Source organism: Mesorhizobium sp. M1D.F.Ca.ET.043.01.1.1, from assembly GCF_003952385.1.
GTDB lineage: Bacteria > Pseudomonadota > Alphaproteobacteria > Rhizobiales > Rhizobiaceae > Mesorhizobium.
In genome coordinates this window covers 5,556,428-5,582,968 of the sequence record NZ_CP034444.1, presented here as the reverse complement: position 1 = coordinate 5,582,968, position 26,541 = coordinate 5,556,428, and the positions used below count along the sequence as shown (strand labels likewise).

Genomic DNA, 26,541 nt, shown 5'->3' with positions numbered 1-26,541 from the left:
TCCCAAATGCCGCATATCATCATCGATTATAGCCGGGGCGCAGGCGAGCATGTAGCCATGGACCGACTGACGTTGACCGTGCATCGCTGCGTTCGCGATGGCGGCCTTGTGAAACCTTCCGCCGTGCGCACGCTTGCGCGGGAGGCGACATACTCCTGCGTGGGCGATGAGCATGTCGATCATCATTTCATCCAGATCATCGTGCGGATGGCACCGGGTCGTACTGCAGAGACCAAGCAGAAGCTTCTCACTGCCGTTCTCGAGGCCGCGCGGACGATCGCTGCGCCTGCTCTCGAAGCTGGAAGGCTCGGCTTGCGCGCAGATCTCTACGAGTCGGACCCTGATTTTGCTGTTCAAGCAATCGCGTTCGTCTGACCAGAACAGCGTGCTCAAGAAGGACACCATGCTATGAGCCTGATCTACGTTCTCAATGGACCAAACCTCAACCTGCTTGGCAAACGCCAGCCGCATATCTACGGGCATGAAACGCTCGCAGACGTAGAGGCGGACTGCCGCAAGCTGGCAGCCGAACTCGGCCATGAAATCCGCTTTCATCAGAGCAACCGGGAATACGAGATCATCGATTGGATCCATGAGGCGCGCGAGGACGGTGCGGGCATCGTCATCAACCCGGCGGCCTTCACCCATACCTCACTCGCCATCCTCGACGCTCTGAACACGTTCGAGGGGCCTGTGATCGAGATCCACATCTCCAATGTGCACAAGCGCGAAAGCTTCCGACACCATTCGTTCGTTTCGCACCGCGCCGACGGCGTGATCTGCGGCCTTGGTACGGAAGGATACCAGCTTGCCATCCGACGCGCGGCGACAATGATCAAGGCGGCGGGCAAGGGCTGAGGTGACCATGACCCAACGGGTCAAGCTGGCCGTCGTTGGGGCAGGCCTCATCGGTAAGCGCCATATTCAGCACCTCTTGCCGAGTCCTCGGCGCAACTCAGTACCGTGGTCGATCTCCCACGCCGGTTGGCGAGACCATTGCCAAGGAAGCCGGCGTGAAGTGGTTTCCAGGCTTCGCGGACATGATTGCCGCAGACCGACCTGATGGAATCATCGTGGCTACGCCCAACCCGGCTCACGTCCAGAACGCAGGAGCGGATTCAGGCTGTCGCGAGCATCGGTCTGCTTCACTTGAGAGGGGCGTTCGGTAATTCTGAGGATTGAAACGATGCGGTTCCGGCTAAGCTGACTCATGCGGAACCTGGCAGCCAGCGCCGCCGATGTAAGCGCGAGAGCCAACGGCTCCTGGGTGAGGAGATTTGACGCGAGATCAACTGCATCGAAGACGCTCTTCTCCGGCTAGCTTGTCCGGTTTCAAGGCAAGGCCGCACCCCGCTATAGGGGTAGCTCAGGCATCGGCCGATCGCATCCGTCGGACGGAGACTCGCATGGGAGGGGAATGCGATGCGCTCCTGCGGGGATCGCTCTTGCCGTTGGGGATGGACGGCAAATGCGCTGGGGCTCTCCGGCGTGGACCAAGCCGATGCCTGGGCTGCCGCGATAATCACCGCAGGAGCCGCCCATGTCTTTTGAGAACACCGCTGGCATTTCGATATTGCAGGGTGACATTGCGGCGTCACGTCCAGCACTGGTGCAAGCGCAGAAATGAGGTACCTCTGCCGGCTTGGAATCGTCCAAACGAAGAGCCCCTTGCTTGCGACGTGTTCATTGCGCTGCGGACGCAGTCGCGATTGCCTAACGAGATGGCGGCGCATGAGCTAAGCTAGTCGGTCGCCACTGGCGCGCCAAAGGCATGCCGCAAATGCTGTGCGTAAGCTGCATGAAGACGCCCAATTGGCGAAGCTGTCGACAAGGCCGTATCCGCCCCACCTGCTTCACGCGGCTGGAATACTCGGAGTTGCACGATTATCAGGTTGAGCCGACTGTTTTTTCGCGGGTGCGTGTGAAGACCACCGCTACCGCCGCTGCGAGCAAAGTGCACCCCAGCACGAAAAATGTGTCCGAAAAGGCCATGACAAGGGATTGCTTCTCGACCAGGCTGCCCAGCAGAGCCTCGGCCTGATGACGGGCAAGGGCAGGATCGCCCGTTCCTTGCTGCAGGAACCTATGTTGTGCTTCCGCGAGCAATTGCTCAACGGTAGCGTCATAAGCCGTGACGGACTGACCGATGATGTTTGAATGATATTGTTCGCGTTTGGTGACGACTGTAGCGAGCGCCGCCGTGCCGATCGCACCGCCCAAACTCCGCATCATGTTGAAGACGCCCGACGCCGCGCCTGACATCTCCTTCGGGATGCCGATCACAGCAATACCCGCTAGCGGGGCAAGCACGATCGCCTGGCCAAGCGAGCGAACTATGTTGGACGACATGAACTGATCCGCACCGCTGTCCGCGCTGAGATGGGCGTTCATGATGCAACTGACGGCGAAGATCACCAGCCCGGTGCAGACAATGGCGCGCGCGTCGAAATGCTTCTGCAGCCGAGGAACGAAAGGGATGATCAGAAGCTGCGGCAGGCCTGCCCAGGCGAGCACGAAGCCAACCTGCTCGGCGTTATAGCCCTGCACCTGTTGCAAATAGGCGGGGAGCACATAGACCGAACCAAACAGCGCAATACCAAGCCCGATATTGGCAAGCGTGCCAAGTGCGAAATTGCGGTGCGCGAGAAGCCTCAGCTGGACTGCGGGATTACGGCCTTTCAGCTCAATTGCGACGAAGATCGCAAGCGCCACCGCGGCGATGATCGACAGCCTGACGATGAATGGGGAGCCGAACCAGCCGTCCTGGTTGCCTTCGTCGAGGACGGTCTGCAGGCAGGCGAGGCCGACGCTCATGAAGGCTATACCCCACCAGTCGCCGTGCTTCAGCAGGCCGAGATTCATCTTTTGCTTCTCAAGCGTCGGATAGAGCAGCGCCAGCATCAAGGTGCCCGGAACAAGGTTGATGAAGAAGATGTACTGCCAGCCGTAGTTCTCAGTCAGGTAGCCGCCGATGGTCGGCCCGATCGATGGTCCGAATGTCGCCGTCAGCGCAAACGCGGCAAGGCCGACCGGCTGCTGGCGCTTCGGCAACGTCGTCAGGACGCGCGCGAACGCCATGGGGATCATCACGCCGCCCCAGAACCCCTGCATGCCGCGCAGCACGATCATCTGCGGCAGGTTCGTCGCGAAGGCGCAGGCGACGGAAAAGGCGAGGAAAAGCCATACGCTCGTCAGCAGGAAGCGGCGAACGGTGAAGACGCGACTGAAATAGTCGGTCAGCGGAATCATGATGATCTCGCCGATCAGATAGGCGGTCGATATCCAGGTTCCGTTGTCGGAACCGGTGCCGATGCCACCTTCGATCTCGGGCAGCGACGAGTTGGTAATCTGGATGTCGAGGACGGCTATCAGCGCGCCGACCATGCAACCAAAAACGGATACCCATTCGCGGAAGCTGGCGTCAGGTTCTTTCGGCGTTACCGCCTGGAACACGTCTATCTGGTCCGACCCGTCCATACCGTCCTCCGGCTATTTCGCCCGCTGGGTCTGGGCAACATCGATCGTAGTGGTGACCGACATGCCGGGCAGGAGGCGTCCAGCCAGTGGATCGGTCCGGTCGATCGCTATCCGCACCGGGATGCGCTGCACGATCTTGGTGAAATTGCCTGTCGCGTTGTCGGGTGGCAGAAGCGCGAATTCCTGTCCGCTCGCCGGCGCAATGCTGTCGACGGTGCCGCGCACGGGAGTGCCCGCGAATGTATCGACGTCGATCCTTACGGGCTGGCCCGGCTTCACGTTGGCAAGCTGCGTCTCCTCGTAGTTGGCGATGATATAGATGTTTGCGAGCGGCACGACCGCGAGCAGCTGCGTTCCAGGTTGGACGTAAAGGCCCACCCTCAGCTCGCGCATTCCGACCACCCCGTCGGCAGGCGCCCGCAACACCGTATAACCAAGGTTCAATTCGGCCTGCCCCTGCACGGCCTTGCTGTGTTGCTGCGTGGCTCTGGCGCCTGCGAGCTGCGCATTGAGCGTACCGACCTGCGCACGCGCGGCATCGAGCGCTGCCTTGTCCTTGGCGACCATCGCCGAGGCCGCCGCGATCTGGGAGGCCGCTTGCTCGGCATTCTGCACCGAGCCGTAGCCCGTGTCAGCGAGCGTGCCGAAACGCTTGTTGTTTTGCCCAGCATAGGTCTCGGTCGCCTGGTCGGCGTTGAGCGTGGCATTCGCCTCCTCGATCAGGGCCTGCTGTTCCCCGAGTTGCGCCTCGATGCTCTCGATGGAGGCCTCGGCTGCAGCAACGTCGGCCTTGGCCTTGTCGACGGCTGCCTGATAGTCGCGAGGATCAATCGTTGCCAGGATATCGCCAGCCTTGACATGCTGGTTGTCGGACACAGCGACGCTCGCAAGATATCCTGCAACCTGTGGCGCGATGGCCACGATGTCGGCCTGAACATAGGCGTCGTCTGTCTTTTCCTCGAAGCTCCAGACGGTCCAGTATTCCCAGCCGAGCCCTGCCCCAACGCCGAGCGCCGCGACCACGGCGACGCCGAACAACACGCGACGCACGAGCGACATGCTCGGCTTTTCCGACGGCAAAGTGACGGGGCTCGAAGCATCCGCTTTCAAGCTTGCGGGATGAACGACGACATTCATTGATCTCTCCGCAGGGTTTCTTGCCCGATGGTTCCTGTTCTCCACGGCGTCTCCAAGCTCGCCTGCGGGCGCGCTAAAATTTCAAGGCACCGGATCTATTGGATTGCAGCGGGGCACCAGCAACGGGTCGATCTCGGTGAAGGGAAAGTCCGGCAAGTCATATCTCTCCATTCCGAAATCCGCGGCGATCTGGCTCCGGGGAAACATGTTGATCAGCGACCTGTAGCCGACGTCGCCAGGCGAAACCTGGTCGAAGAAGATGAGGAGATGAACCGTCCCCTCCCCGACATTCTCGATGTGATGGGGATAGGCGCGCGGGATGAAATAGGTATCGCCAGGCCTGATGATATAGGTGTCGGTGCTTCCGTCGGGATCGAGGACGGTCATGCGAGCCGTGCCCGATGCGATGTAGCCTAACTCGGCCGTTTCCGGATGCCAGTGGGGCTCGCGCATTCCCTCTTGGCTGATGGTCACCGAATACATCGCGATGTCGCGCAGGACCGGCCAGAGGGCAGCCTTGGCGGTGCGTGCAGTGCCGGCGGGAAAATCGATCTGAGGCGGCGTCGCCTCAATGCTGTATTTGTAGGCGTTTACGTGGCGGTCCTGGTCGTCGACACTTGCCTGACGGGGAATGCTGAGGATTTCGCTAGCTCTCGCAGACCGGTCGAAGCTGGAAAAGGCGGCAGAAGGCAGATCGTAGGTATTGCCGAGCACGGCATCTGACATCACACCGAAGGCGGCTTTCATCCCAAAGTCCTCGGGTTTTTCATGTGAAAAGGCCAAAATGAATTCCACGGCGTGCTCGCCGATGTTCTCGATGCTGTGCATGGCGCCGGAGGGGATGAAGAACATCTCGCCGGCGGCGACGATGAAGCTGTCGCGCTGCGCATGACTGCCGGCGATTGTGACCAGCGCCTCGCCGTGCAGGCAGTATCCGAGTTCATGGGCATTGGCATGCCAATGGGGCTCGCGCACGCCATGCACGCCAAGAAGCAGACGTCGGATCGAAAGCTGGCGCAGCACCGGCAGATCGCTGGAATCCACGTGGCTGACAGAGCCCTCGGGACTTTCGAAACGCGGCGTCTGGCGCGCGAGAGATGCGACATGTTGGGATTTCTGCTTGGCGGTACTCATAGTTGGTTCCCCGATCGCCTTGTTGCTGTGTAACGAAAGCGGCGCAACGAGTTGTCGCGGGACGGACGCTTGGATGATTGCATCCGTCCCGCCCTCGATTCAGATTCTGATGAAGGCGAGCAGGTCCGCGTTGATCACGTCGGCATGGGTGGTCAACATTCCGTGCGGGTAGCCGGGATAGATTTTGAACGTGCTGTGCTTGATCAGCTTGGCTTGGAGCAGCGCGGCGTCCTTGTACGGCACGACCTGGTCATCGTCGCCCTGCAGGATGAGGGTCGGCACGGTGATCGCCTTCAAGTCGTCTGTCTGGTCGGTTTCGGAGAAGGCCTTGATACCTTCGTAATGCGCCAGCGCACCACCGATCATGCCCTGACGCCACCAGTTGTCGATGATGCCCTGGCAAACCTTGGCGCCCGGCCGATTGAAGCCGTAGAAGGGACCTGACGCCACGTCGAAATAGAACTGCGCACGGTTGGCTGCGAGCGCCTTGCGAAAGCCGTCGAAGACCTCGATCGGCGTACCGCTGGGGTTCTCCTTGGTCTTGAGCATGAGCGGAGGAACGGAGCTGACGAGCACCGCTTTGGCGACACGTCCCTGCGGTTCGCCGAATTTGGCGACATAGCGCGCCACCTCGCCGCCGCCGGTTGAATGGCCGATATGGACAGCGTTCCTGAGGTCGAGATGCTCGGCGACCGCCGAGGCATCGGCGGCGTAGTGGTCCATGTCGTTTCCGGTATCGACCTGAGTGGATCGGCCGTGGCCGCGACGATCGTGCGCGACGACGCGATAACCGTTCGCAAGGAAGAACAGCATCTGCGCATCCCAGTCGTCGGAGCTGAGCGGCCAGCCGTGATGGAACACGATGGGCTGGGCGCCCTTGTCACCCCAATCCTTGTAGAAAATCTGAGTGCCGTCCTTAGTGGCGATGTAACCGCTGCCCATGTCGAATTCCTTTCGAAAGCCGAGGTGTCATTTGTGCCGATGCGACGGCCGGAAGCAGTGCCGCGATTGTCATCCACCTGGTCCCGCGACCAGTTCGCGACGGTTCAGCCGAAACCGAGCATGCCTGCGTTCATAGCTGCCTCCAGCGGGTGTGCTTGTTTATGGAGGGAAGCTAAGGAGAGGGGCGGCTCGGGAAAATCGTACACTTGGTTCGGCGGCTAATACCAAGGTTTGAAACAGCAGCCCGGGCGTATGTCTCAGGCCGCGAATGCGACCTCCCTTGCGGGATCCTGCTCGCCCAAGGCCTGCCTGAGCGGCGGCTCACGCCGTCTGGTCCGAGACGAATTATGAGAAGGCACGTTCGGTGAAGCGCGCGATTGCATCGCCCTCGGCCGGCTTGTCCAGATAGGCGAGAGCGCCGGCAGCCATTACACGGGCGCGCGTCGCCTCGGTCGGGAAGGCGGTCATGAAGATCATCGGAAACGCCCGGCCTCGGGCGATCAGTTCCGCTTGGAGTTCGTCGCCGGTCATGCCGGGCATCTGGATGTCGGTTATCATGCAGCCAGGATCGCCGACCGCGTCGTCGCCGAGGAATTCCAGCGCGGAGGCATAGCTGCGGACTTCGTAGCCCAGGGCGCTGAACAGACTGGTGAGAGCGCTTCGGACTCCCTCATCGTCATCGACGATCGCAATCGCGGGTATCTTGGACATGGTGAAAGGTGCCGGTCTGCTCACGGCAGGTCTCCAAAGCGGGGCTCCACCTCTAAATGGGGGAGATTGAGCCGAAAGGAAATCATACGGAGGTTTGCGGCCCGTCAACGCCCGGAGCTGCCCAACGCCTCGGCCTTGCGAACGAGATCGGCAAGCGTCCTGACGCCCATCTTGCGCATGACGTTGCCTCGGTGGATCTTGACCGTGATCTCCGACAGGCCGATCACACCCGCAACCTGCTTGTTCATCAACCCGGCCACGACATGGCCCATCACCTCGCGCTCGCGCTGGGTCAGCGTGTCATAGTCGGCGCGCAGGCCGTCCGCAGCGGCGCGCTCAATCCGTTTTAGGCGATCGCGCTCGATCGCGCTGGTAACGGCATCGAGCATGTCCTGGTCGCGGAACGGCTTCGACAAAAAGTCGACCGCTCCCGCCTTCATGGCGCGCACGGTCATGGGAATGTCACCGTGTCCAGTCATGAACACGACGGGGAGATCGATGCCATGGCTGGCGAGTTGCACCTGGAAGTCCAGTCCACTCAGTCCGGGCAGCCGAACATCCAGGATCAGGCAGCCTGACGATTGTGGCAGATCGGCCTGAAGCATTTCCGCCGCGCTGCCGAACGCACGGGTCGTCATTCCCACGGAGCGGAACAGGCTGTCGAGCGCGTCGCGCACGCCCGGGTCGTCGTCGACGATGGTCACGAACGGCGGAAGTTCTGCGGGGGTCGAACCAGCTTTCATCCTAATCGCCCCGATCGTACTGGTCATCTGCCGCGCTTCCTTCAGTCATCGGAAGCGTCACTCGAAAGGTCGCGCCCACGCCGGGCTGGCTTTCGATCGCCAGCCGTCCGCCATGGGCCTCCACGGTCGTCCTGCATATCGCAAGACCCATGCCCATCCCATCTTGCTTGGTCGAAAAGAATGGTTCGAAGAGCCGTTGCAGATGCTCCTCCGAAATGCCTGGCCCGGTATCCCGTACTGTAATCTCGATGCTCTTCGGGGAGTTCTGCACAACACCGATGAAAAGCAGCCGTGGTCCAGTCTGCGCGGACATGGCGTGCGCGGCGTTGATCATGAGATTTACCAGGACCTGCTGCAGTTGAATGCGGTCGCCCCGCACATTCGGAATGCCGGCCTGAATATCGACGTGCAGCTGAACATTGGATCTCGCGAGCTCACGCTGGACGAGCGCAGTGGCGTCCTCGACCAGCACCGACAGGACGAGATCGCCACGGTGCGACGGTGCCTTCTTCAAGAAGGCCCTGATGCGCTTGACGATATCGCTTGCCCTGCGTCCCTCCGCGACCGCGCGTCCGAGCGCCGTTTCGACTTCCTCGAGATTGGGCGGATCGCGCCGCAGCCACCGCATCCCAGCCTCGCCGTTCGTAACGATTGCCATCAGCGGCTGGCTGACCTCATGCGCGATCGATGCGGTTAATTCGCCAAGTGTGGCTACCCGGGCGGCATGTGCGAGTTCCGCCTGCGCCTGCTGGATCGCATCCTGCGCGTGTCTGCGCTCGGTGATGTCCCCCACGTATATGAGAACATTGTCGCCATCGTCCGCCGAGGCTGGAAAGGTTATGGCGAAAAAAACAGGTATGACCTCACCATCGCCGCCAACCATTTCCGTCTCGCTCTCGTAGAACGCATCGCCGCGCGCGAAGGCGCCTGCGAAAGCCCTGTCGGTAGCGCATAGGCAGGCGCCGCTGGAGCGCTGATTTGTCGGAGCCACACAATGAGCTGGAGCGCAAGAAAAACGCCATGTACTCGTGCCCCCCAAGTCAATGGCGTTGCCGGAAACCAGACGAAATATCCAGTGAGGATTACACATGGATTCTGCCTACCTCAGATCGTTCGGGTTCGCAGGTGTCCGGAAGGTGACGGGGCAGCTCGATCGAAAAGATCGAGCCCTTATTCTCGACCGAACGCACAGTTACTTGGTGACGCAGCAGGTCTGCGGTCTGACGCACGATCGTCAGGCCGAGGCCGAGACCTTCGGTTCGGCCGGCTTGGTCGCCCCGGTCAAACGCGTTGAAGATGCTTTCAAACCGAGAAGCCGAAATGCCACAGCCGTCGTCCTCCACATCGATGTTGAGCCGATCGTGCTGAAGCCGGCAGTCTACGCGGACATGGCCACCCGGCCCGCAGTATTTCAAGGCGTTGCCGACAAAGTTCCGTATTATGCTGTGCAGCATTTCCGGATCGGTTTCCACGAGGAGATCGGACGAGCACACCTGCAGATCGATCCCGCACGCCTCCGCGTAAAAACACCAGTCTTGATCGGCTCGTGACAGAATATCAGCCACCCGCACCACCCGGTGGTTTGGCTGGAGAGCGCCGTCCATCTGCGACAGCCGGGCTATGTCGCTGAGTTCGCTGTTCAGACGCATCATCGCGTCGAGTGCGACGCGCAGCCGATAGGCGGCAGCTTCCGGCACGCCTTCCTCGACTGCACGCGCCATCGACAGCATGGCCACGTGGAGCGGTTGCTTGAGGTCATGGCCTGCAACCGCCATGATCCTGGACATTGCGAGAAGCGATATGTTGGCCAGCGCTGTTGCATCGTCTGCATCTGCCTTAGACATACCATCTCTCCGCACATGTCCTGCTTTTGGCTAGACACGCTATGTCGGGACGAATGCCCCGAAAATCATACCTTGGGTTGGTGACGACCGAGACTGTCATCCTCATGTATGAACCAAATAAACTCTGTACCGATATCTATGGCTGCTGGTGGCTAGTATTGTTTGCTGCGTCACGTCGATACAGAAGCCGGCGGCGCCGGCCCTGTGCACAATGTAAGGAGAGACCCGTGCAGAACACTCTGCTCCAAACCCGCAACCCCGCCGCATTGCATTCGCCCACCGATCTCGGGGCACAGGCTACGACAGACATCGCCCGGTCACTGACTGGCGTGCTCGCAGATACTTTTGCCCTCTACCTCAAGACCAAGAATTTCCATTGGCACCTGTCTGGGCCACATTTTCGCGACTATCACGTCATGCTTGACGAGCAGAGCGATCAGATCTTCGCAACGACTGACGCCCTGGCCGAGCGCGCCCGCAAGGTCGGCGGCACGACATTGCGGTCGATCGGACACATTGCCCGCATCCAGCGGCTGCTCGACAACGACGCCGACTATGTGACGCCGCAGGACATGCTGGCAGAGCTTGCCGACGACAACCGCAGGCTGACTGGGTTCCTCCGGGCAGCGCATGCCGTATGCGAAACCTATAACGACGTAGCCTCGACGAGCCTCCTAGAAGTCTGGATCGACGAGACCGAACGCCGAAGCTGGTTTCTTTACGAGACGACGCGGACCGCGCCATAAGCGCGACACCTTCCCGCAAGCGGGACGTAACCCGCCCTTCAGCCGCCAGCGACACCCAAGGATCATCGAAACAGTCGTCGTCGTCGACAGTTAGCAACGAGATGGAATGCCCATCTCGTTGCATTTGTTCGCTGCAGCGATTTTGCCGATTTTCTCCGCCGCACCTTTGTTCCGGTGGCTCAAACGCCGTCTTAGTTGTGACCTCCGAGCGTGTTTACATTCGCGCAGAAGTCCGTGTACGGCTGCTGAACTTGACGTGCGCATTCACCCTTCATTTGCGCCTGCTTTTCAGCCGGCATGGCAAAGAAGACGGCCTTGAATTCCTGCATGGGCTTCATCGTTTTCATGCTGGAATCGGTGAAGAATGGCTCCATGGTGTCCGGCTCATCCAGTGCACCGGCCGACGCCTGACCACCAAAAATGGAAAGAGCAATCGTTACGCCGAGACAGGCAGCTTTGATTTTCATTGGACATGTTCCTTCTGAGTTAAGCGATATGCCCAACGACAACCACGTTGGCACATCTATAAAATATACATCGATCAGGCCAACGTATTTCCTGTAAGCACCGGTTTTTGTCTGTCTGGATGACTATTGAACCTTCGTTATGTCCAGCCATCACGAGCGCCTATTGCTGCATCATCGGATTAGTCTCTACGCTGACCCCTGCTGAACATCTGCGCCGGCCAAATCCAGCGCCTTGCGCAGTCGCCCGAAAACAACCGGAGGCGTCCTCACGGCGTTGTCCTGATCATCGAGGCACTGCCCGAAGGATTGCGCCAGATTCCTTACAGCGCGAGTTCTCCGCTGATAGTCGTTAGGGCGACGTCGACCAGGGACTGTTCGTTTTGTAGAAGCAGTTCCTTGGCTCGCTCGATTCGCTGCCGCAAGATATAGTCGTGAGGACGCAGGCCGGTCGCTGCACGAAACCGCGCGGCAAAGTACATTCGGCTAAGGCCAGCGGTTTGAGCCAAGTCGGCAAGCGAGATGGCCTCGTTAATATGCTGGTCGATGTAGGCCGTCACGCGCTTTAACCGCCACTGCTGCAATCCATCGACAGGCTGGCTCTGCCCGTTCGAGCGCAGACGAAGCCATCGTGCGGCGAGAGCAAGCCGGATGGCATCAGAATAAAGTCCATCCTCATCGTCGCTCTCGGAGCGGCGGAACTGCTCGACTAGTTGCTGCAAAACCGGGTCGGCCGAAATGGCATCCGAGGTCGCGGGCATGGCGAACTCTTGGACGTCCATTGTCCCATTGGAGGCACACGCGGACAGTGAGAGCACGACGTCCATGAAGGGCAACTTTATTCTCACCGCAGAATCGCCAACGTGCCCGCCAACACTCCTGCTCGCCCGGATGTGCGCAAAATGACTTGCCAGGCTGGATGCCTCTTGATCGGTTGCAAGGAGGCTGGCCGGAGCGGGCGGTGCCGAAACAAGCGGCTGCCTTAGCTCGTGCCCGAAATATCGCGCAGTTTCGCCTAGCCTGTACATCATCCCCTCTTTCTGCGGAATTGTTGCTTTCTGTATTCAGGCCTCAGCATCGACCCGTATCGATCAAGGCGCCAGTTTAACGTTGCAAAAGGCTGTAAAGCGCGTTTTGCGAATGCTGGATTCAACGAGCAGTATATCGGAGCCGCTGCGCCACCTTGCGGTGGCTCATACGATCGCGGACAACCCGAGCTTAATCGACCACTCAGACGCCAACTGCAGCTTCTCAGTTCACGCCGGTCCGCCGCCGCTAACCATTAGATGTTGACCGCTGACGAAACCCGACAAATCACCGGCCAGAAATTCGGCAGCGTCGGCGACGTCCTCGACGGTACCCATCCGTTGCATCGGCCGGAATGACTTCACGAACTCACGGACTTCAGAACGCACGCCGTCCGTAAATACGCCGGCTCCCTCGATGGCGGTCGGCAGGATTGAGTTGACCGCGACGCCGCGGTGGCCGAGCTCCTTAGCCAGCACCTGGATGAGAAACTGAGCTGCGATCTTACTCCCACCATACAGAGCGCGGCCAGGCAGGGGGAACGCTGTATTGCTCGTGCCTATGTAGATGATCCTGCCATTGTCGGCGACGTGGCGCGCAGCCTGCTGAAGCGTAAAGAAGGCGCCCTTGGCATTCACCGCGAAGAGCCGATCGAAGTCTGCCTCGGTGAAGTCAATGACGGATTGGGCGACCAGCTCGATACCCGCGTTGGCGACGACGATGTCGAGCCGCCCATAGGTGTCCAGCACCGTATCGAAGAGATGTTTGATGTCATCGACGCGGGCGACATCCGCCTGGACCGCAATGGCCTTGCCTCCCGCACTCACAATTTTCGCGACGGCGTCCTCAGCCAGCGCGCTGTTGTTCGCATAATTCACCACAACTCTTGCGCCGCGCGCGGCATAGCGTTCCGCGATTGCGCGACCGATGCCGCGACCCGAGCCGGTAACCAGCGCGACTTTTTCCTGCAGGCTCATGGTGTTCTCCCGTTGTTACCAAACGCGAATATATGTACAGATTTTGCGTCAATCAAAAACGTATATATTGAAAAATACTGAAATCACTTCGTAGTTATAAACGTTGATTATTGGGGAAATCGCTTTCTTCTTTGCCATTTTTTTCAAATATTTACTGGCGCCGCCATAACAATCGAATTTACGCTCTCAGGGCAAACGCTGGAACGGATCCGGCTCTCGATTGTGGAGGCGAATGATGCAACCTGAAAACAAAATTGCGCTTGTGACAGGAGGAAGCCGCGGTCTGGGCCGCAACACAGTGGTCAGCCTCGCGCGCTGCGGTGTCGACAGCATCTTCACCTACAATTCGGCTCGCGCTGAAGCGGAAGCTGTGACGGCAGAGGTTGCCGCGATCGGACGCAAGGCCATCCCCTTGCAGCTCGACGTCGGACAAGCCTCGACCTTCGATGCGTTCGCAGAGAAAGTCCGTGACACGCTGACAGGGCTTGGCGCCCAGCACTTTGACTATCTCGTCAACAACGCGGGCATCTCACATCACAATTCAATCGAGAAGACGACCGAGGACGAACTCGACACGCTCTATCGGGTGAACTTCAAAGGGGTTTTCTTTCTCACCCAAAAACTGTTGCCGCTGATCAGCGATGGCGGGCGGATCGTGAACCTTTCGAGCGGCCTCGCCCGCATCATCATTCCCGGCAGCGCTCCATATGGTGCGCTCAAGGGAGCCATCGAAGTTCTCACCCGCTATCAGGCCAAGGAACTCGGTCCGCGCCGTATCGCGGTGAACGCAGTGGCGCCCGGGTCGATCCAGACGGATTTCAGCGGAGGCATGGTTCGTGACAATCCGGAACTCAACAAGCAGGTCGCCGGAATGACAGCATTCGGCCGAGCAGGAGTTCCCGACGATGTCGGGCCGATGATCACTTCGTTGCTCTCCGACGACAATCGCTGGGTCACCGCGCAGGTCATCGAGGTATCCGGCGGTTTGGCGATCTAGCCACCATCATCGATGGCGGGCGCCACGCCTACCATCGTTTGAAATGCTTCCCTACTGTCAGCCGACAGGTATTAGGAGCCGGCGCCTTTAACTTCCGCTTCTCGATCCGGCCTTGGGCGCCGCGCCGGCACGTTCGCGATGAGCCGGTCGGATCAGTGACGATCATCGCAAAGATTCCAGTATGCTCTCGGCATCCGCGAGATCAGTTGTGCCGGTTCTCTCCGAATGCGCCTCATAGATCGGGGCGAGAAGCGCGAGCGCGTCCGCGCCGCGTTCCAGGCCTATTAACAGGCGCGCCAACGGAATCGCAGCTTTTAGTTCCCACCCTATAGCTCCCTGTTCTCCCGCAAGCTTGATAGACACGAGGAAAGCCTGCTCGGCCGCCTCGACATCGGGGGAAGGTGCTTTCAGGTTGATCTCACCTTCTGTCCGATACAGATCGGGCAGCCAGAATTTTTGCCCCATTCGTTCCGCGGAAGAAGTGGCCTCATCGATCATCGTTTGCGCCTCGCGATACTGGCCGCTTTGAGCGAGCCCGTCGGCCAGAGCCCTGGCTGCGCCTGGCACAACCATTTGAAACTGCTCCCGGTTAAGCATCTTGAGCGCTTCTTGCAGTGCGGCGATGCCTGCCAGAGGTTCCCCAACCATCACGAGCCATTCTCCTTTCAACGCCAAGGCAGCGGCGGCGTTTAACTTGAAGGGATGTGTCTCTACATGCGCTATCAAGCGGTCGATGTGGGTGCCCGAGTCCCGAGTATTGCCGCTCCAGAGCAGAACCGCGACGCCGTTAGCAGCGGCCATGCTGTAGTCACCGTGCAGGGACGACAGCGCGGCGCCCTCCATGGTTTCCAGGACCAGCCTGCAAGCACGCTCGGGAGATCCCCTGAGCCAAAGGATGCGCGACAAAGCAAGCTCGGCACGCAAATGGTGATCGTAGCCGAATAGACGGATCTCCGGGTGGCCGATCTCGGCATCAAGCGCGAAGCCGCGCTCGCAATGTGTCATGGCGGCGGCCTGGTCGCCTCCGGTGTGGTAGGATGCGGCGAGCATCCATTCGGCAATGACTCGGTCGCTGAGCGCTCCGCTCCGATCCGCGATGATGGCGCACCTCTTTGCAGTAGCCAACCCACCTTCGAAGTCACCGAGCGTCGTCAGGAAGCTATTAAGACCAGCCAAAAGACGAAATCGCGTCATTTCGCCGCCGTCAGCCTCTAATAGATTCGTTCCCGGCTCGATCGCGTCAGAAAATTCCTGCGCATCGTCTTGTGGGTTCTGGGCAGAATCTGCCGGTGCCTCCGGCAGTCGCGCTTCGCGCCGAGGGAGTTCCTTGATTTCATCGCTCGCGCTCAACGCGAAACGCGACCAATGCCTACCTTCGGAAAGTAGCCAAAGATTGAGAAACAGAGGTACAGCATCGGCTGCCAGTTCGACCCCTACAGCATGCGATTCCGGGTCTGAAAAGCTCCACTCGAGTGCCTTTCGGACATTGTTGATGTGCGGTGCATATGGTCGCATATCGGCATAGGCGCCATGTTCGAGCGCAATGCCCTTGAGCAGGCTGGCAAAGTAACGAGCGTGGCGCCGGGAAATAGGTTCAGGCTCTTCGAACTCCTGCAATTTCGTCATTGCATATGCGCGGGTCACATCGGCAAGGCGATAGAAGACGACCTCACCTACCGGCTGGACCCAGACCATGGATTTGTCGACGAGGCTTGCTATCGACACCATTGTCGCCTTACCGTCATCTCCGGCCGAGCCAGCAACGGAGCACGCCGCTTCTATCGAGAAGAGCCCGACGAAGACGGAGAGGCGGGAGAGGATCCGCTGCTCAAGTTCCGCAAGTAGCTCGAAGCTCCAGTCGAGCATCGCTTCGAGCGTCTGGTGTCGTGGAACGACAGTGCGCCGCCCGGCCAAGCGCAATTTCGCATTGCCGGCCAGAAGATTGGCGACGCCGCGGATGCCGTAAGTTCCGACTCGACTGGCTGCCAGTTCGATTGCAAGCGCGATGCCATCGGTGCGGCGGCAGATCTCACCGACGACGGGCGCATCGCTGTCAGTTAACTCTCCGTGGAACCCGCTGTACGCTGCCCGATCCATGAAGAGTTGCACCGCCGGTGTCGCCAGCGCCTCGGGCGCTGTCGGAAACTCGTCGGCCGGATAGGCCAGAGGGCTCAAGAGATGGACGGTCTCTCCATCGACACGTAGCGATTCACGGGAAGTCACCAGCAGATGCACGCCTGGCGAGCGCTGAAAGAGCTCGCCGGCCAAGAGCGACGTCGGATCGACCAAATGCTCGCAACTGTCGAAGATGATCAGCACGCGTTTGTCCGCGAGGAAGGTCACCAGTTCGGTGACTGGATCCGCGCCTCCAATTGCACAGCCGACCGCCGCGATGACGGCCCCGGGAACCAGGCGGCCCTCGGTCATTGCGCCGAAATCGACAAATATGACGTTCGTGTCGTCGAATGCACTTTGCAGCCTCTGGACAATGGCCGCAGCGACTGTCGTCTTGCCGATGCCTCCCGGTCCGACGATGCTGATGAAACGGCGCGCCAAAAGGAGTTCGCTCAGGCTAGTGATGACGGCTTCCCGGCCGATCAGCGAACGAGGTGGCGGTGGAACACGGCCTGTGGATCGGGGTGCCAAAGACGCCGCCGGTGGAGGCGGCCGCGGATCCGGTTCGTTGGGTGTTATTGGAGCGACAAAACTATAGCCCCTGCCGGCGACGTTCACGATGTATCGTGCCCCGTCTCGACCGTCTCCTAGAGCCCGGCGAAGCGAAGCCATGTGTACCCTCACCCCCGCCTCGTCGACGACAACGTTTCGCCATACGAGTTCCAGCAACTCATGCCTGCTGACGATGTCGCCGGCACGGTCAATAAGGGCAATCAGCAAATCAAGGGCGCGCGAGCCGATCCGAACAGGCTCGCCATCCTGCAGGAGTAGCCGCTGTGCCCGATCCAGGCGAAAGCTGCCGAACGATATCGGAGCGTGCGCGCTAGCTTCGACATGCGGCGGGGCAAGCAAGCCCTCGTCCGTCCGGACCATCGCTTGACCTGTCATCGCTCCCCGCTCCTGCGCTGCAGTTAGACTAGCATGTTGAAGGGAACGAAAGACCTGTTTGAAAGCAACTGACATTCGGCCCGAGAAAAAAGTCGGTCTGACGTGCGACATATGCCGAAGGCTATCATCACTGTTTCTGCCGATCGTCATATGGCAACCACTGCCTTCGCGACATCGACGTTTCCTCGAACGGCATTGGAATAGGGGCAAATGGCGTCGGCATTTCTCACCAGCTCCTCGGCTGTCGTTTGATCGACGCCGGAGACGGTGATGGCGAGAGAGGCGTGCAGCACGAAGGCATCGGCTTCGTTGCGGCTGAGGCCGATTTCAGCGACGACGATCACGTCGCCATCGGCGAAGCGATGCCCCGACTGCCGAGCAACACGCAACAGCGCGTTTTCAAAACACGCGGCATAGCCGCCGGCAAAGAGCTGTTCGGGATTGGTGGCGCCGCCCACACCACCGAGTTCCTTGGGGATGGCAAGCTTGAGATTGAGAATGCCGTCCTCGCTGCGGATCGTTCCCTTGCGGCCGCCGGTTGCCGTCACCTTGGTCGAGTAGAGAATAGTCATGCGTTATCTCCCTTCATGAGCGGTTGGTCCCGCATCTGTGTTGGATGTTTAGGACGCCACTTTCCATCCACCGGCGCAGGCCAGCGACGGAGCGAAAATCGGCGGCGCTGCGCGCTGGTATGCCGGGCTCGAACTCGGTCATCATCCGCGACAGCGCGTTACCAGGTCCGAGTTCGAGCACGCGGGCGGGACGGGAGGAGCGGCAAGCATCCAGGCAGGCCGTCCAATCGATGGTTGTCGAGACCTGAGCCGCGAGCTTGACGAGACCATCGACGACGCTGCGAACAGGCACCCCGTCGATGCCGCTGACGAGTCGGACATCGCTTGGCAAACGGGCGTTCGTGACGGTTTCGCTCACCAGCCTGCCGAGCCGCTCGCTCACGGCTTTGAGGGCCGGCGTGTGGGATGCGACGTGGATCGGCAGCACCGTCGCGCGGGTGGCGCCACGCGCGGTAGCGTCCGCGAGCGCCGGCCGGAGGCCCGCCGCGCGTCCGCCGACGATGAGGTGCAGCGGACCGTTCACGATGGCGACGTCGAGCCCATGGGCGCGACAAATTCCGTCGACCACATCGCGCGGCAAGCCGATAATGGCGGCGAGCCCGGAAGGCTCGCGCGTGGCCTCGTCCATGAGGGCAGCGCGGCGCGTCACAAGATTGAAGGCGCTAGATGCGTCCACTACGCCGGCGACCGCCCAGGCCGGCACTTCGCCCGCGCTGTAGCCGGCGACGGTGATCGGGCGCGAAGCTGACGAGCCGACCGCCGCCCATACGGCGAGCGCCGCCGCGCAGCAAAGCACCTGCGCAACGTCGTTGCGGTGAATGATGTCGCCGCCCTGGTGGGCGAGGTCGCGCGGGTCGCGGCCGCCGAGCGCCGCGGCGGCGAGCGCGAAGACGGGCGCCGCCGTCGGCTCGGAGGCGACGAGATCGAACATGGCCGCGCTCTGTTTACCCTGTCCCGAGCACAATATCGCGATGCCGCTCACGGCGTATTCTCGACATGATCGAGGAAGATCGTTACGGCCAGCAGATCGGCCGATCCACCTGGGCTGAGGCGCCGCGCCACAAATGCGCGGTGCACGGCCATGGCATGGGCAAGCCAGTCCGTCCGGCCGACGCCTCCGGCGAGAAGGAAATCGCATGCCGCGCGGTGTGCGTCCCGCAGCCCTTCCGTGCCACCGCGGTGGAGCAGGTTGGTGTCCTCCATCACCGCCAGCAATGCGAAGAAGGCATGCACCCGCGCCGTGCCTTCATCGCCAGTGAGCACCCGGCCGGCCAGCAGCGCCGGAAGGCCGATCGTCCGTGCATGCGGAAAGCCGGCGGCCGCCTCCGCGCGCGCACCGCCGGCGTCAAAGCGCCGCAGCGCATCGCTGCCGTGGCTGTTCAGCGGGATCGGGCCGCGCGTGATTTCTCGACCCCAGCGCTCTACGACTATCCGTGTCAGCCGTTTTGACGAAAGACGGCGACGCTCGGCGCGTGCCGCGCCGGCTGCCGCGCAGAGCAGGCCGAGCGCGAAGATTGCGCCGCGATGGGTGTTCACCCCTCCGGTGGCAGCGAGCATGGCGTCTTCTGCGAGCCCACCTATTCGCCGCAACTCTGCCATATCGGCGCCCGCCGCGCCGGCTGCGGCAAGCTCGGCATAGAAGGGGCGAATGCCGTTTATGCTGCTCACGAAGGTGCCATAGTCCATGTCGCCATGGCTGCCGTTGTCGAGCGGGCTGACGAGGCCGGGCTTCGGCCAGGTGTCGAGTTCGGCGAGCAGCGCATCGGCCGCCATGCCGCCGAACCGTTCGGCGTCGACAGGTGCGAGCGGTGCCCGCCCGTGCGCCGGCGCGCGCTTCGGTAAAGTCGCGCTCACACGAAGAGATGTCGTGCGCATCTGAGCTCCGCTCCGTGCATCGATTTGACCAGGACTGTGCCGCCATGGCGGGTGAGTGCGCTGCGCAGTTCGCGCCAGTTCGCGCCTTCGCCTGTGCGGGAGATGATCTCGCCGTCGAGTCGGGCCGGGCCGGCGTCGTCGAGCGCGGCGAGACCGCCGAGCAGCTCGTCAAGGTCTTCTCGGCGAGATACTGGCCAGATGAGATCGATGTCCGAGCCGGCTCGCAGATAGGCGAGCCCTGTCAGATGCTGCCAAAGCAGCGCGCCGAAGACGACCGGCCGCAACCGCAGCCGCATCGCGAGAGCGGCAGCAGCTTGCAGCTGTGGGCGCAGGTGCGCGGGGGCCGACCGCGCTGCCTCGGCCACGGAGTGTGCCGCGACACTTGCCGCCACGTGCTTGGGAGGGATTAAAAAGCCCAGCCTCAGCTTGCCGAGTGTGGGCGGCAACGGAAGGCCTATGGCGATCGCGCTCTCGTCGTCACCCGCAGTGCCCCGCCGCACGATCACCGGAAAACCGCGTTCGGCCCAGCTTTCGACCAAGGGCCGGGGCTCATCGGCCAGACTGTCGAGGCTACCGATAGCGAGGAGCATCTCCCTCCACGCCCCTGGCTCTACGCGCAGCAGATCGTGGCGGCGATAGGGATGGCTAGACATAGTCGTCACCGGACGCTTGGTGTGCCACGCGCCGCGCGATCTGCGCGGCGATAGGGCGCCCGCCACGCTCGGCGCCGAGCACGTCTCGCTTATCGCGCGCGGGGATAGCCGCCAGCGTGGCCTCGAGCTGATCAGCGAGCGGCTTCGCGGGATCCCACACCTGCGCCACCGCGCCGACGGCGCTCATAAAGGCAAGGCCGGGTGCGAAAACCGGGGTGGTTTGCGACAGCTCTTTCAGCTTGTCCTCCGGCAATTTGGTCACGCGCGCCATGGAGGGCAGGTCCATCACCGCTGGCTCTGCGTCAGGCAGCGCGACAAGGACGTCGGTGGCAAGCGCAGTAGCGAGGAACGCGCCGGCTACGGCCTTGCCGTAATTCAGCCCGACGGTGGCATGGCCGCTGCGGCTCGCCAGCAGCAGGCATTTCGCCAGGTGGGCGAGATACTCGTTGAGGCCGAGCATCTCGTCGCGGCGGGACATGAGTTGGCCCTGGGTATCGACGATGACAAGGATCGGTGCCTTGCCGCCCCTCGCGACAATGTCGAGCACGCGTCGGGCCAGTGGCAGCACGCCCTCGATCCCCAATGCCTCGCCGTCGGCGATGCCGACCACCTCGACGGTGCCACCATTGCCCCGCTTTCCCATGCCGAGGATCAGATGATCGGACCGGGGATCGATGTCGTGGCCCTTGGGGAAGAGACTTGAGAGGATCTCATCGAGCGTCATAAGCAGCCCCTCTCAGGCTTTTGACGATTTCCGCGAAGGCCGTGTCATCCAAGTTCCGGATGGATTGCGGTTCGGTAATGCCGAGCGCTACCCACATCTCGACCGCCGAATGGCACGCACCAAGGCGCTCTATCCGGTCGGCGAGCCGTCGTTGCTCGGAGCGCAGGGTCGCGAGGTCGAAAGGCGGCGCTCGGTCGATCAACGCGAGCACGGCGTCGCGGAAGCCCGCCACAGTGTCCCCGGCATAGGCGTCGGCGCCCCCGAGCAGGCGGCGATTGCGTCCTCCGGTCACGCTCCAAACGAGCGCCTTGTCCTGCGAGTCGAATTCCTCGACGCCTTTGTTGGTCTCGATCACCTCCGGGCCTGACACGCCGGTGCGCCCTTGTTCCGAAATGGCGATCCGCGAGCAGGTGGCGGCGGTGAGGCCCGCACCGCCGAAGGAGCCTGCTCTCCCGCCGACGAGGGCGATGACAGTCACGCCGTAGCCGCGCGCCTCGACGATGGCGCGCATAACCTCGGCCACCGCGAGCTCGCCGGCATTGCCTTCCTGTAATCGCACTCCGCCGCTGTCGAGCAGCAAGAGGACGATGCGCGGCAGCTTCGCATCGTCGCGTGCGGCGCGTAGCAGGCCGACGAGTTTGGCCCCGCTCACCTCAGCGAAGGTGCCGCCCATGAACTGGCCCTCCTGTGCCGCGACAAGAACGGCACGTTTCCCGAGCCGACCGCGCCCGACAACCATGCCGTCATCGAAGGCTGCGGGCAGGTCGAACAAGACAAGATGGGGGCTCTGCACGCGCTCCGTCGGCGGCAGGAACTCCGTGAAGCTGCCCGGATCGAGCAGCCCCGCGAGACGCTCGCGCGCGGTCGAGAGGAACCAGCTTGCGGTATCGGCAGAGGGATGCCTCGGGTCAGTCATGGCCAGCCTCCATGGTCCGCACGCCCTGCAACAGCCGCAGCATCACCGTGTCGGGTCGGGCGCCGCCGTCATTGATGGAGATGCGCAGGCCGCCCGGCGAGGCGCGCTCGACAAAGTCGGCGACGACGCCCTTCCAGACATCGTCATAGCCGCGCACCGGGGTGGCGATTTCGACGGTGCATTCAGTACCGGCAAGCGTGCGTTCCAGCAGGACTTCGAGATTGCCGGAGGCGACGACGCCGACAAGAGCGCTGCCGATGGTGCCGGCGGCTGGATTGCGGGTTTTGTGATGGACTTTGAGGATTTCCATGTGTCGCCTCGTCACCAATTGCGGAACTTGGCCGGCGGATCGTAGAGATTGCCCGACCAGTGCATGAGCTCCTTGATTGAGCGCGCGGCGAGCAGGCTCTTGTTGGCCTCGAGCGGATCGATGCCAAGGTCTTCCGGCCGCTGGATCACCTTGCGGGCCCGCAGATCCTCCACGGCCTTGCGGTCGCGGGCACGGCCGACATCGCTATAGCCGGCGACGCCGCGGATCGCCTGCTCGCGCTCATACGCTGTGCGGCAGAGCAGAAGGTTGGCGATGCCCTCCTCCGTAACGATGTGGCTGACGTCATCGCCGTAGATCATCACCGGTGGAAGCGCGAGGTCGAGCGACTTGGCCAGTTCGACACTGTCGAGGCTCTCAACGAAGGTGGGGTCAAGCTTTTCGCCGAAGGTCTCGACGATCTGCACCACCAGCTTTCGCCCGCGCGGCAGGCTCGTCGCCTCCCCGGCGGCTTCACAGCCCGCCTTCCACCAGGCCTCGCTGGCATGGCGCCGTCCATGCGGGTCCGAGCCCATGTTGGGCGCTCCGCCGAAGCCGGCGATGCGGTCGCGGGTGAAGGTCGAGGAGTTGCCCTGAAGATCGATCTGCAGAGTCGAGCCGATGAACAAGTCGGTCGCGTAAAGCCCGGCCGACTGGCAGTACATGCGGTTGGACGCCATCGAACCGTCGCGGCCAATGAAGAAAATGTCCGGCCGCGCCTTCATATAGTCGTCCATGCCGACTTCCGAGCCGAAGCTGTGCACCTGTTCGACCCAGCCCGACTCTATGGCGGGGATGAGGGTGGGGTGCGGGTTGAGGGCGAAGTGCGTGGCGATCTTGCCTTTAAGCCCAAGCCGCTCGGCATAGGTCGGCAAGATCAGCTCGATAGCGGCAGTGTTGAAGCCGATGCCATGGTTCAGCCGCTTCACGCCGTAAGGCGCGTAGATGCCCTTGATCGCCAGCATGGCGCCGAGGATTTGCGTTTCGGTGATCTGTGCCGGGTCGCGGGTGAACAGCGGCTCGACATAGAAGGCCTCGGGCGTCACCACCACGAAGTCGACCCGGTCCCCCGGCACGTCGACGCGCGGCACCTTGTCGACCAGTTGGTTCACCTGCGCGATGACGATCCCCTGCTTGAAGGCGGTCGCCTCAATGACAACGGGCGAGTCCTCGGTGTTCGGGCCCATATAGAGGTTGCCGTCGCGATCCGCGCAGCGCGCCACGGTGAGCGCGACATGCGGGGTAAGATCGATGAAATAGCGCGAGAACAGCTCGAGATAGGTGTGAACGGCGCCGAGTTCGATCTTGCCAGCCTTGAGTGCGCGCGCGATCGCCGCGCCCTGCGGGCCGGAATAGGAGAAGTCGAGCCTCTTCGCGATGCCGGCCTCGAAGAGGTCGAGATGCTCGGCCAAAACCACGCCCGACTGCACGATGTGCAGGTCCTTCACCACCGAAGGGTCGACCTCCGCGAGCCGGGCGGCGAGGAAGTCGGCCTGCTTCTGGTTATCGCCTTCGAGGCAAATCCGGTCGCCCGGCCGTATCACCGCCTCCAGCAGCTTCGTCATATCCCCGGGTGCGACCTGCTTGCCACGGGCATAGGCGCTGCCGGCGGCAATGCGTTGCTCGCGTGACTGACGTGATGCGTCCCAGGTTCTGGTCGACGAGATGTTCGAAAGGACAGTCATGGACGGACCTCGTGCACTGAAAGAAGCCGTCGCATGGCTGGCGCTGTGCGACGGCTTTGGTCTGCGTTCAGTTCGTCTTCTCTCCGACTTTCCGAGCGGCCTCCACGATCACATCGGCAACGCGCTCTGGATGGGATTCGTAGACCGAATGGCTGGCCCCTTCGACGACGATGAAGGGCGCCTTGGCGCGTTCATAGTAGAAGCGTTCGAGGTCGGGATTGATGATCTGGTCGTTGCCGGCGACGATGCCCCAACTCGGCTTGGTCTTCCAGGCAGCCGCAGTCAGCGGCGTGTTGAACACCTCGGCCTTGGCCAGCACCTGCGAGCGACCAGCGAACTCGGCTTGTTCGCGAGGCAGGTCAGGCGCGAATAGCTTCGGGAACAGTTCCGGATCCAGATAGGTATAGCCGTCCGGCGTCGCTTTGATCGCCCCTTCGGTCTTGGCCAGCACGCTCGGCATCTTCTTGCCGAGTTCGCCCTCGTCCTCGCCGACGTCTGGTGCGTGGGCGGCAACATAGACCAGGCCGGCCACCTTCGGATGCACACCCGCCTCGGTGACGATCGAGCCGCCGTAGGAGTGGCCTACCAGGATGGCCGAGCCTTCCTGCATGTCGAGCACGCGCTTTGCGGCGGCGACGTCATCCTGGAACGACGTTTCCGGCTCTTGGACCATCGACACCCGGAAACCCTTCTTCACCAGAAGGTCATAGATCGGTTTCCAGCCGGACCCATCGACCCAGGCACCATGCACCAGGACGATGTTCTTGATGGGCTCGGCCATCGCCGCGGCGGGGGCGATCAGGGCAAAAGAAGACGCAAGCAAGGCGGCGGAACAAATACGGCGAAATGGCATGGCAGCACCTCGGCGGTTGGGTTGACGTTTCAGAAAATCGTGAACGGCCAGATGCTGGCATGCATACGGACGGAGCGCGCGTTAAGATGGGTAAATAATCGCAAGCCAACAATCGGAAGGCTTGCTCAGCGCTCCACAGCAGAAACTGCGCCCTTTGGATCGTCGGTTCACCTATCGGAATCGTCGAGGCTCGCCGACGATCTGATCCGTCTCAACCCGGCACCGAGAGACGCATTGGCCGAGCGCTCTGCCATCGGCCCTCAACAACACTTTCCAACAATTTACGCGCGGCAAGCGCGAGCTTGTGCAAGCCTGAGCTTCCGATGACGAACCGATATCGCCGTGACGCTGAGGACTCACCCAAATGCGGTCGCCGAACAGCGCTTTACTTGATGTCGACAGTGTCAGTCGCGGATCCGGGCCAAACGGCGGAACCCACGACTGGCACTGTGGCGCGCAGGCCGCCCCACACTGCGCGCGATCGCAGATAGCGGATGCCCTCACAGCCATCCTTTTCCAAGCCGAAGCAATCCGGTTGGGAAATGCGGTTGCAGGCTCGGCTGAGGCCGAGCTGGATCTGTCGACCCGACACATCATAACGAGTGCAAAACGTGTGTGGAGCATCCTGGGCGATACCCCCGAGGCGAATTGCATCTGCAGAAAGCCTCCGACATGACGGCCGATACAATCCTTCCGGCACTCGTCCCGATCTTTTTCGTGATTGTTGTTGGCTACGGCGCCGGCAGGCTCCGCATCGTCGAAAACCATCATGTGGGCGGTCTCAATGCTCTCGTGATGAACTTTGCCCTGCCTGCCTCGCTGTTCGTGGCGACCGCATCCGCACCGCGAAGCGAGATGCTCGAGCAAGTGCCACTTTTCCTGACACTCGGTTTCGTGATGCTGCTCATTCATCTTGCATGGTATTTTTTTGTCCGTGCTTCCTCGGACGTTTCGAAGGCGGACGCGGCCCTTCAGGCCTTGACTGTATCTTTCCCGAATTTGGCCGGCGTTGGCCTTCCCATAGCGGCTGCCGTCATCGGACCAGGTGGCACAGTCCCCATCGCTGTCGCGCTTGCCGCCGGCTCGATCATCGTCAGCCCCATGTCTTTGATTTTCGTCGAACTGAATTCCAGGAAACCGAAGGAAGAAATCGCGATTGGCCCCGCAGCACAGGTTCGGAAGGCATTCCGCCGCTCGGTGACGAAACCGGTCGTTCTGGCTCCCGCAGTCGGCATTCTGTATTGCCTCGCCGGATTGGGGCTGCCTTCCCTCGCCAAGGCGAGCCTTATGCTCGTCGGAGTCGCCGCCCCCGGTGTGGCGCTGTTCCTGACAGGTCTTATTCTCTCGTCGCAACCGTTTCGCTTGAATTGGAGCGTAGTTGCCGCAACAGGGCTTGCCGATATCGGCCGACCCATCTTGACTGCCGTGGTCGTGCTCACGTTGCCGATCTCGACCGAGACGGCGAAGATAGCCATTCTGATCTCCGCTATGCCGTCGGGTTTCTTCGGCATTCTCTTTGCCGTGGACTATCGCTTGGACTCAGCGGCAACCGGCTCCATGGTCATAGCGAGCACTCTTTTCAGCATCGTCACGCTGACAACAGTCATAGCGTTGCTTTTTCCGCTTTAGGTGCCCTGTCTCATGGCCATCGCGCCTGCGGTCAAATGTCAGATCCTGCTCTGTCTGTAGCAGGTG

At 61.6% G+C, this 26,541-nt stretch carries 26 protein-coding genes; 5 read left to right on the top strand and 21 right to left on the bottom strand.

Annotation, left to right across the window (positions count from 1 at the left end; all coding sequences use genetic code 11):
• Positions 1 to 6 precede the first annotated feature (6 nt).
• Together EJ067_RS27050 and aroQ are read left to right on the top strand one after the other, a co-directional pair.
• Positions 7 to 375: a 5-carboxymethyl-2-hydroxymuconate Delta-isomerase gene (locus EJ067_RS27050; protein ID WP_126088219.1), complete on the top strand. Its 369-nt coding sequence runs from the start codon at positions 7 to 9 to the stop codon at positions 373 to 375.
• Between the two features lie 33 nt (positions 376 to 408).
• Positions 409 to 858 (top strand): type II 3-dehydroquinate dehydratase, encoded by a 450-nt coding sequence (aroQ, locus tag EJ067_RS27045; RefSeq protein WP_126088218.1) that lies wholly within the window; start codon positions 409 to 411, stop codon positions 856 to 858.
• A 1,029-nt stretch (positions 859 to 1,887) separates the two neighbouring features.
• On the opposite strand, the gene EJ067_RS27035 is transcribed toward aroQ, so the two are convergent.
• From EJ067_RS27035 to EJ067_RS27000, 8 genes are all read right to left on the bottom strand, one after another.
• The gene (locus EJ067_RS27035; RefSeq protein WP_126088217.1) at positions 1,888 to 3,477 is read right to left on the bottom strand and encodes a DHA2 family efflux MFS transporter permease subunit; all 1,590 of its coding nucleotides are present in this window, start codon (positions 3,475 to 3,477) and stop codon (positions 1,888 to 1,890) included.
• A gap of 12 nt (positions 3,478 to 3,489) precedes the next feature.
• Positions 3,490 to 4,614 (bottom strand): HlyD family secretion protein, encoded by a 1,125-nt coding sequence (locus tag EJ067_RS27030; RefSeq protein ID WP_126088216.1) that lies wholly within the window; start codon positions 4,612 to 4,614, stop codon positions 3,490 to 3,492.
• Positions 4,615 to 4,695: 81 nt separating this feature from the next.
• Complete coding sequence (locus EJ067_RS27025; RefSeq protein ID WP_126088215.1) at positions 4,696 to 5,748, bottom strand: cupin domain-containing protein; 1,053 nt, start codon at positions 5,746 to 5,748, stop codon at positions 4,696 to 4,698.
• Between the two features lie 99 nt (positions 5,749 to 5,847).
• Entirely contained in the window at positions 5,848 to 6,690 is an 843-nt protein-coding gene (locus EJ067_RS27020; protein WP_126088214.1) for an alpha/beta hydrolase, read from the bottom strand.
• 345 nt (positions 6,691 to 7,035) lie between these two features.
• Entirely contained in the window at positions 7,036 to 7,425 is a 390-nt protein-coding gene (locus EJ067_RS27015) for a response regulator (protein ID WP_348639496.1), read from the bottom strand.
• Positions 7,426 to 7,505: 80 nt separating this feature from the next.
• Positions 7,506 to 8,144: a response regulator transcription factor gene (locus tag EJ067_RS27010; RefSeq protein WP_126089761.1), complete on the bottom strand. Its 639-nt coding sequence runs from the start codon at positions 8,142 to 8,144 to the stop codon at positions 7,506 to 7,508.
• Between the two features lies 1 nt (position 8,145).
• Positions 8,146 to 9,027: an ATP-binding protein gene (locus tag EJ067_RS27005; RefSeq protein WP_245468063.1), complete on the bottom strand. Its 882-nt coding sequence runs from the start codon at positions 9,025 to 9,027 to the stop codon at positions 8,146 to 8,148.
• Between the two features lie 199 nt (positions 9,028 to 9,226).
• A complete protein-coding gene (locus tag EJ067_RS27000; RefSeq protein ID WP_126088212.1) occupies positions 9,227 to 9,988 on the bottom strand; it encodes a HAMP domain-containing sensor histidine kinase in 762 nt (253 codons plus the stop codon).
• Positions 9,989 to 10,215: 227 nt separating this feature from the next.
• Between EJ067_RS27000 and EJ067_RS26995 the strand changes: the two genes are divergently transcribed.
• On the top strand, positions 10,216 to 10,734 hold the full coding sequence (locus EJ067_RS26995) for a DNA starvation/stationary phase protection protein (RefSeq protein ID WP_245468062.1): 519 nt from the start codon (positions 10,216 to 10,218) through the stop codon (positions 10,732 to 10,734).
• 191 nt (positions 10,735 to 10,925) lie between these two features.
• Here the strand turns inward: EJ067_RS26995 and EJ067_RS26990 are convergent, their stop codons facing one another.
• The 3 genes from EJ067_RS26990 to EJ067_RS26980 form a co-directional block, all read right to left on the bottom strand.
• Entirely contained in the window at positions 10,926 to 11,201 is a 276-nt protein-coding gene (locus tag EJ067_RS26990) for a hypothetical protein (protein WP_126088210.1), read from the bottom strand.
• 320 nt (positions 11,202 to 11,521) lie between these two features.
• Positions 11,522 to 12,025 carry an AraC family transcriptional regulator gene (locus tag EJ067_RS26985; RefSeq protein WP_245468061.1) on the bottom strand — a complete coding sequence of 168 codons (504 nt, stop codon included), beginning with the start codon at positions 12,023 to 12,025 and terminating at the stop codon, positions 11,522 to 11,524.
• A 429-nt stretch (positions 12,026 to 12,454) separates the two neighbouring features.
• Positions 12,455 to 13,201, bottom strand: a complete 747-nt coding sequence (locus EJ067_RS26980; RefSeq protein WP_126088208.1) for an SDR family oxidoreductase — start codon at positions 13,199 to 13,201, stop codon at positions 12,455 to 12,457.
• 235 nt (positions 13,202 to 13,436) lie between these two features.
• On the opposite strand from EJ067_RS26980, the gene EJ067_RS26975 reads away from it, so the two are divergent.
• A complete protein-coding gene (locus EJ067_RS26975; protein WP_189510805.1) occupies positions 13,437 to 14,198 on the top strand; it encodes an SDR family oxidoreductase in 762 nt (253 codons plus the stop codon).
• 162 nt (positions 14,199 to 14,360) lie between these two features.
• Here the strand turns inward: EJ067_RS26975 and EJ067_RS26970 are convergent, their stop codons facing one another.
• The 10 genes from EJ067_RS26970 to EJ067_RS26925 all read right to left on the bottom strand — a co-directional run bounded on the left by EJ067_RS26970 (position 14,361) and on the right by EJ067_RS26925 (position 24,846).
• Positions 14,361 to 17,261 carry a winged helix-turn-helix domain-containing protein gene (locus EJ067_RS26970; RefSeq protein ID WP_189510121.1) on the bottom strand — a complete coding sequence of 967 codons (2,901 nt, stop codon included), beginning with the start codon at positions 17,259 to 17,261 and terminating at the stop codon, positions 14,361 to 14,363.
• 146 nt (positions 17,262 to 17,407) lie between these two features.
• On the bottom strand, positions 17,408 to 17,833 hold the full coding sequence (locus EJ067_RS26965) for an organic hydroperoxide resistance protein (protein ID WP_126088206.1): 426 nt from the start codon (positions 17,831 to 17,833) through the stop codon (positions 17,408 to 17,410).
• A gap of 13 nt (positions 17,834 to 17,846) precedes the next feature.
• Positions 17,847 to 18,815, bottom strand: a complete 969-nt coding sequence (locus EJ067_RS26960) for an acyltransferase domain-containing protein (RefSeq protein ID WP_126088205.1) — start codon at positions 18,813 to 18,815, stop codon at positions 17,847 to 17,849.
• Positions 18,812 to 19,708, bottom strand: a complete 897-nt coding sequence (mdcB, locus tag EJ067_RS26955; protein WP_126088204.1) for a triphosphoribosyl-dephospho-CoA synthase MdcB — start codon at positions 19,706 to 19,708, stop codon at positions 18,812 to 18,814. Before mdcB ends, EJ067_RS26960 begins: the two co-directional genes overlap by 4 nt.
• Positions 19,684 to 20,298: a malonate decarboxylase holo-[acyl-carrier-protein] synthase gene (gene mdcG / locus EJ067_RS26950; protein ID WP_245468060.1), complete on the bottom strand. Its 615-nt coding sequence runs from the start codon at positions 20,296 to 20,298 to the stop codon at positions 19,684 to 19,686. Before mdcG ends, mdcB begins: the two co-directional genes overlap by 25 nt.
• A 55-nt stretch (positions 20,299 to 20,353) precedes the next feature.
• Entirely contained in the window at positions 20,354 to 21,085 is a 732-nt protein-coding gene (gene mdcE, locus EJ067_RS26945; protein ID WP_126088202.1) for a biotin-independent malonate decarboxylase subunit gamma, read from the bottom strand.
• A complete protein-coding gene (locus EJ067_RS26940; protein ID WP_126088201.1) occupies positions 21,072 to 22,001 on the bottom strand; it encodes a biotin-independent malonate decarboxylase subunit beta in 930 nt (309 codons plus the stop codon). Before EJ067_RS26940 ends, mdcE begins: the two co-directional genes overlap by 14 nt.
• Positions 21,994 to 22,311, bottom strand: a complete 318-nt coding sequence (mdcC, locus tag EJ067_RS26935; protein ID WP_126088200.1) for a malonate decarboxylase acyl carrier protein — start codon at positions 22,309 to 22,311, stop codon at positions 21,994 to 21,996. Before mdcC ends, EJ067_RS26940 begins: the two co-directional genes overlap by 8 nt.
• An 11-nt stretch (positions 22,312 to 22,322) precedes the next feature.
• Entirely contained in the window at positions 22,323 to 23,993 is a 1,671-nt protein-coding gene (gene mdcA / locus EJ067_RS26930; RefSeq protein ID WP_126088199.1) for a malonate decarboxylase subunit alpha, read from the bottom strand.
• Positions 23,994 to 24,060: 67 nt separating this feature from the next.
• On the bottom strand, positions 24,061 to 24,846 hold the full coding sequence (locus EJ067_RS26925) for an alpha/beta hydrolase (protein WP_126088198.1): 786 nt from the start codon (positions 24,844 to 24,846) through the stop codon (positions 24,061 to 24,063).
• A 672-nt stretch (positions 24,847 to 25,518) separates the two neighbouring features.
• Here EJ067_RS26925 and EJ067_RS26920 point away from each other — a divergent pair.
• Entirely contained in the window at positions 25,519 to 26,475 is a 957-nt protein-coding gene (locus EJ067_RS26920; RefSeq protein WP_126088197.1) for an AEC family transporter, read from the top strand.
• Positions 26,476 to 26,541: the final 66 nt, after the last annotated feature.

Bases quoted from the DNA above. Each gene is read 5' to 3' on its own strand.
- EJ067_RS27050 (WP_126088219.1), top strand. From the start codon at position 7: ATGCCGCATATCATCATCGATTATAGCCGGGGCGCAGGCGAGCATGTA.
- aroQ (WP_126088218.1), top strand. From the start codon at position 409: ATGAGCCTGATCTACGTTCTCAATGGACCAAACCTCAACCTGCTTGGC.
- EJ067_RS27035 (WP_126088217.1), bottom strand. From the start codon at position 3,477: ATGGACGGGTCGGACCAGATAGACGTGTTCCAGGCGGTAACGCCGAAA.
- EJ067_RS27030 (WP_126088216.1), bottom strand. From the start codon at position 4,614: ATGAATGTCGTCGTTCATCCCGCAAGCTTGAAAGCGGATGCTTCGAGC.
- EJ067_RS27025 (WP_126088215.1), bottom strand. From the start codon at position 5,748: ATGAGTACCGCCAAGCAGAAATCCCAACATGTCGCATCTCTCGCGCGC.
- EJ067_RS27020 (WP_126088214.1), bottom strand. From the start codon at position 6,690: ATGGGCAGCGGTTACATCGCCACTAAGGACGGCACTCAGATTTTCTAC.
- EJ067_RS27010 (WP_126089761.1), bottom strand. From the start codon at position 8,144: ATGAAAGCTGGTTCGACCCCCGCAGAACTTCCGCCGTTCGTGACCATC.
- EJ067_RS27005 (WP_245468063.1), bottom strand. From the start codon at position 9,027: ATGGTTGGCGGCGATGGTGAGGTCATACCTGTTTTTTTCGCCATAACC.
- EJ067_RS27000 (WP_126088212.1), bottom strand. From the start codon at position 9,988: ATGTCTAAGGCAGATGCAGACGATGCAACAGCGCTGGCCAACATATCG.
- EJ067_RS26990 (WP_126088210.1), bottom strand. From the start codon at position 11,201: ATGAAAATCAAAGCTGCCTGTCTCGGCGTAACGATTGCTCTTTCCATT.
- EJ067_RS26985 (WP_245468061.1), bottom strand. From the start codon at position 12,025: ATGGACGTCGTGCTCTCACTGTCCGCGTGTGCCTCCAATGGGACAATG.
- EJ067_RS26980 (WP_126088208.1), bottom strand. From the start codon at position 13,201: ATGAGCCTGCAGGAAAAAGTCGCGCTGGTTACCGGCTCGGGTCGCGGC.
- EJ067_RS26975 (WP_189510805.1), top strand. From the start codon at position 13,437: ATGCAACCTGAAAACAAAATTGCGCTTGTGACAGGAGGAAGCCGCGGT.
- EJ067_RS26970 (WP_189510121.1), bottom strand. From the start codon at position 17,261: ATGACAGGTCAAGCGATGGTCCGGACGGACGAGGGCTTGCTTGCCCCG.
- EJ067_RS26965 (WP_126088206.1), bottom strand. From the start codon at position 17,833: ATGACTATTCTCTACTCGACCAAGGTGACGGCAACCGGCGGCCGCAAG.
- mdcB (WP_126088204.1), bottom strand. From the start codon at position 19,708: ATGCGCACGACATCTCTTCGTGTGAGCGCGACTTTACCGAAGCGCGCG.
- mdcG (WP_245468060.1), bottom strand. From the start codon at position 20,298: ATGCTCCTCGCTATCGGTAGCCTCGACAGTCTGGCCGATGAGCCCCGG.
- mdcE (WP_126088202.1), bottom strand. From the start codon at position 21,085: ATGACGCTCGATGAGATCCTCTCAAGTCTCTTCCCCAAGGGCCACGAC.
- EJ067_RS26940 (WP_126088201.1), bottom strand. From the start codon at position 22,001: ATGACTGACCCGAGGCATCCCTCTGCCGATACCGCAAGCTGGTTCCTC.
- mdcC (WP_126088200.1), bottom strand. From the start codon at position 22,311: ATGGAAATCCTCAAAGTCCATCACAAAACCCGCAATCCAGCCGCCGGC.
- mdcA (WP_126088199.1), bottom strand. From the start codon at position 23,993: ATGACTGTCCTTTCGAACATCTCGTCGACCAGAACCTGGGACGCATCA.
- EJ067_RS26925 (WP_126088198.1), bottom strand. From the start codon at position 24,846: ATGCCATTTCGCCGTATTTGTTCCGCCGCCTTGCTTGCGTCTTCTTTT.
- EJ067_RS26920 (WP_126088197.1), top strand. From the start codon at position 25,519: ATGACGGCCGATACAATCCTTCCGGCACTCGTCCCGATCTTTTTCGTG.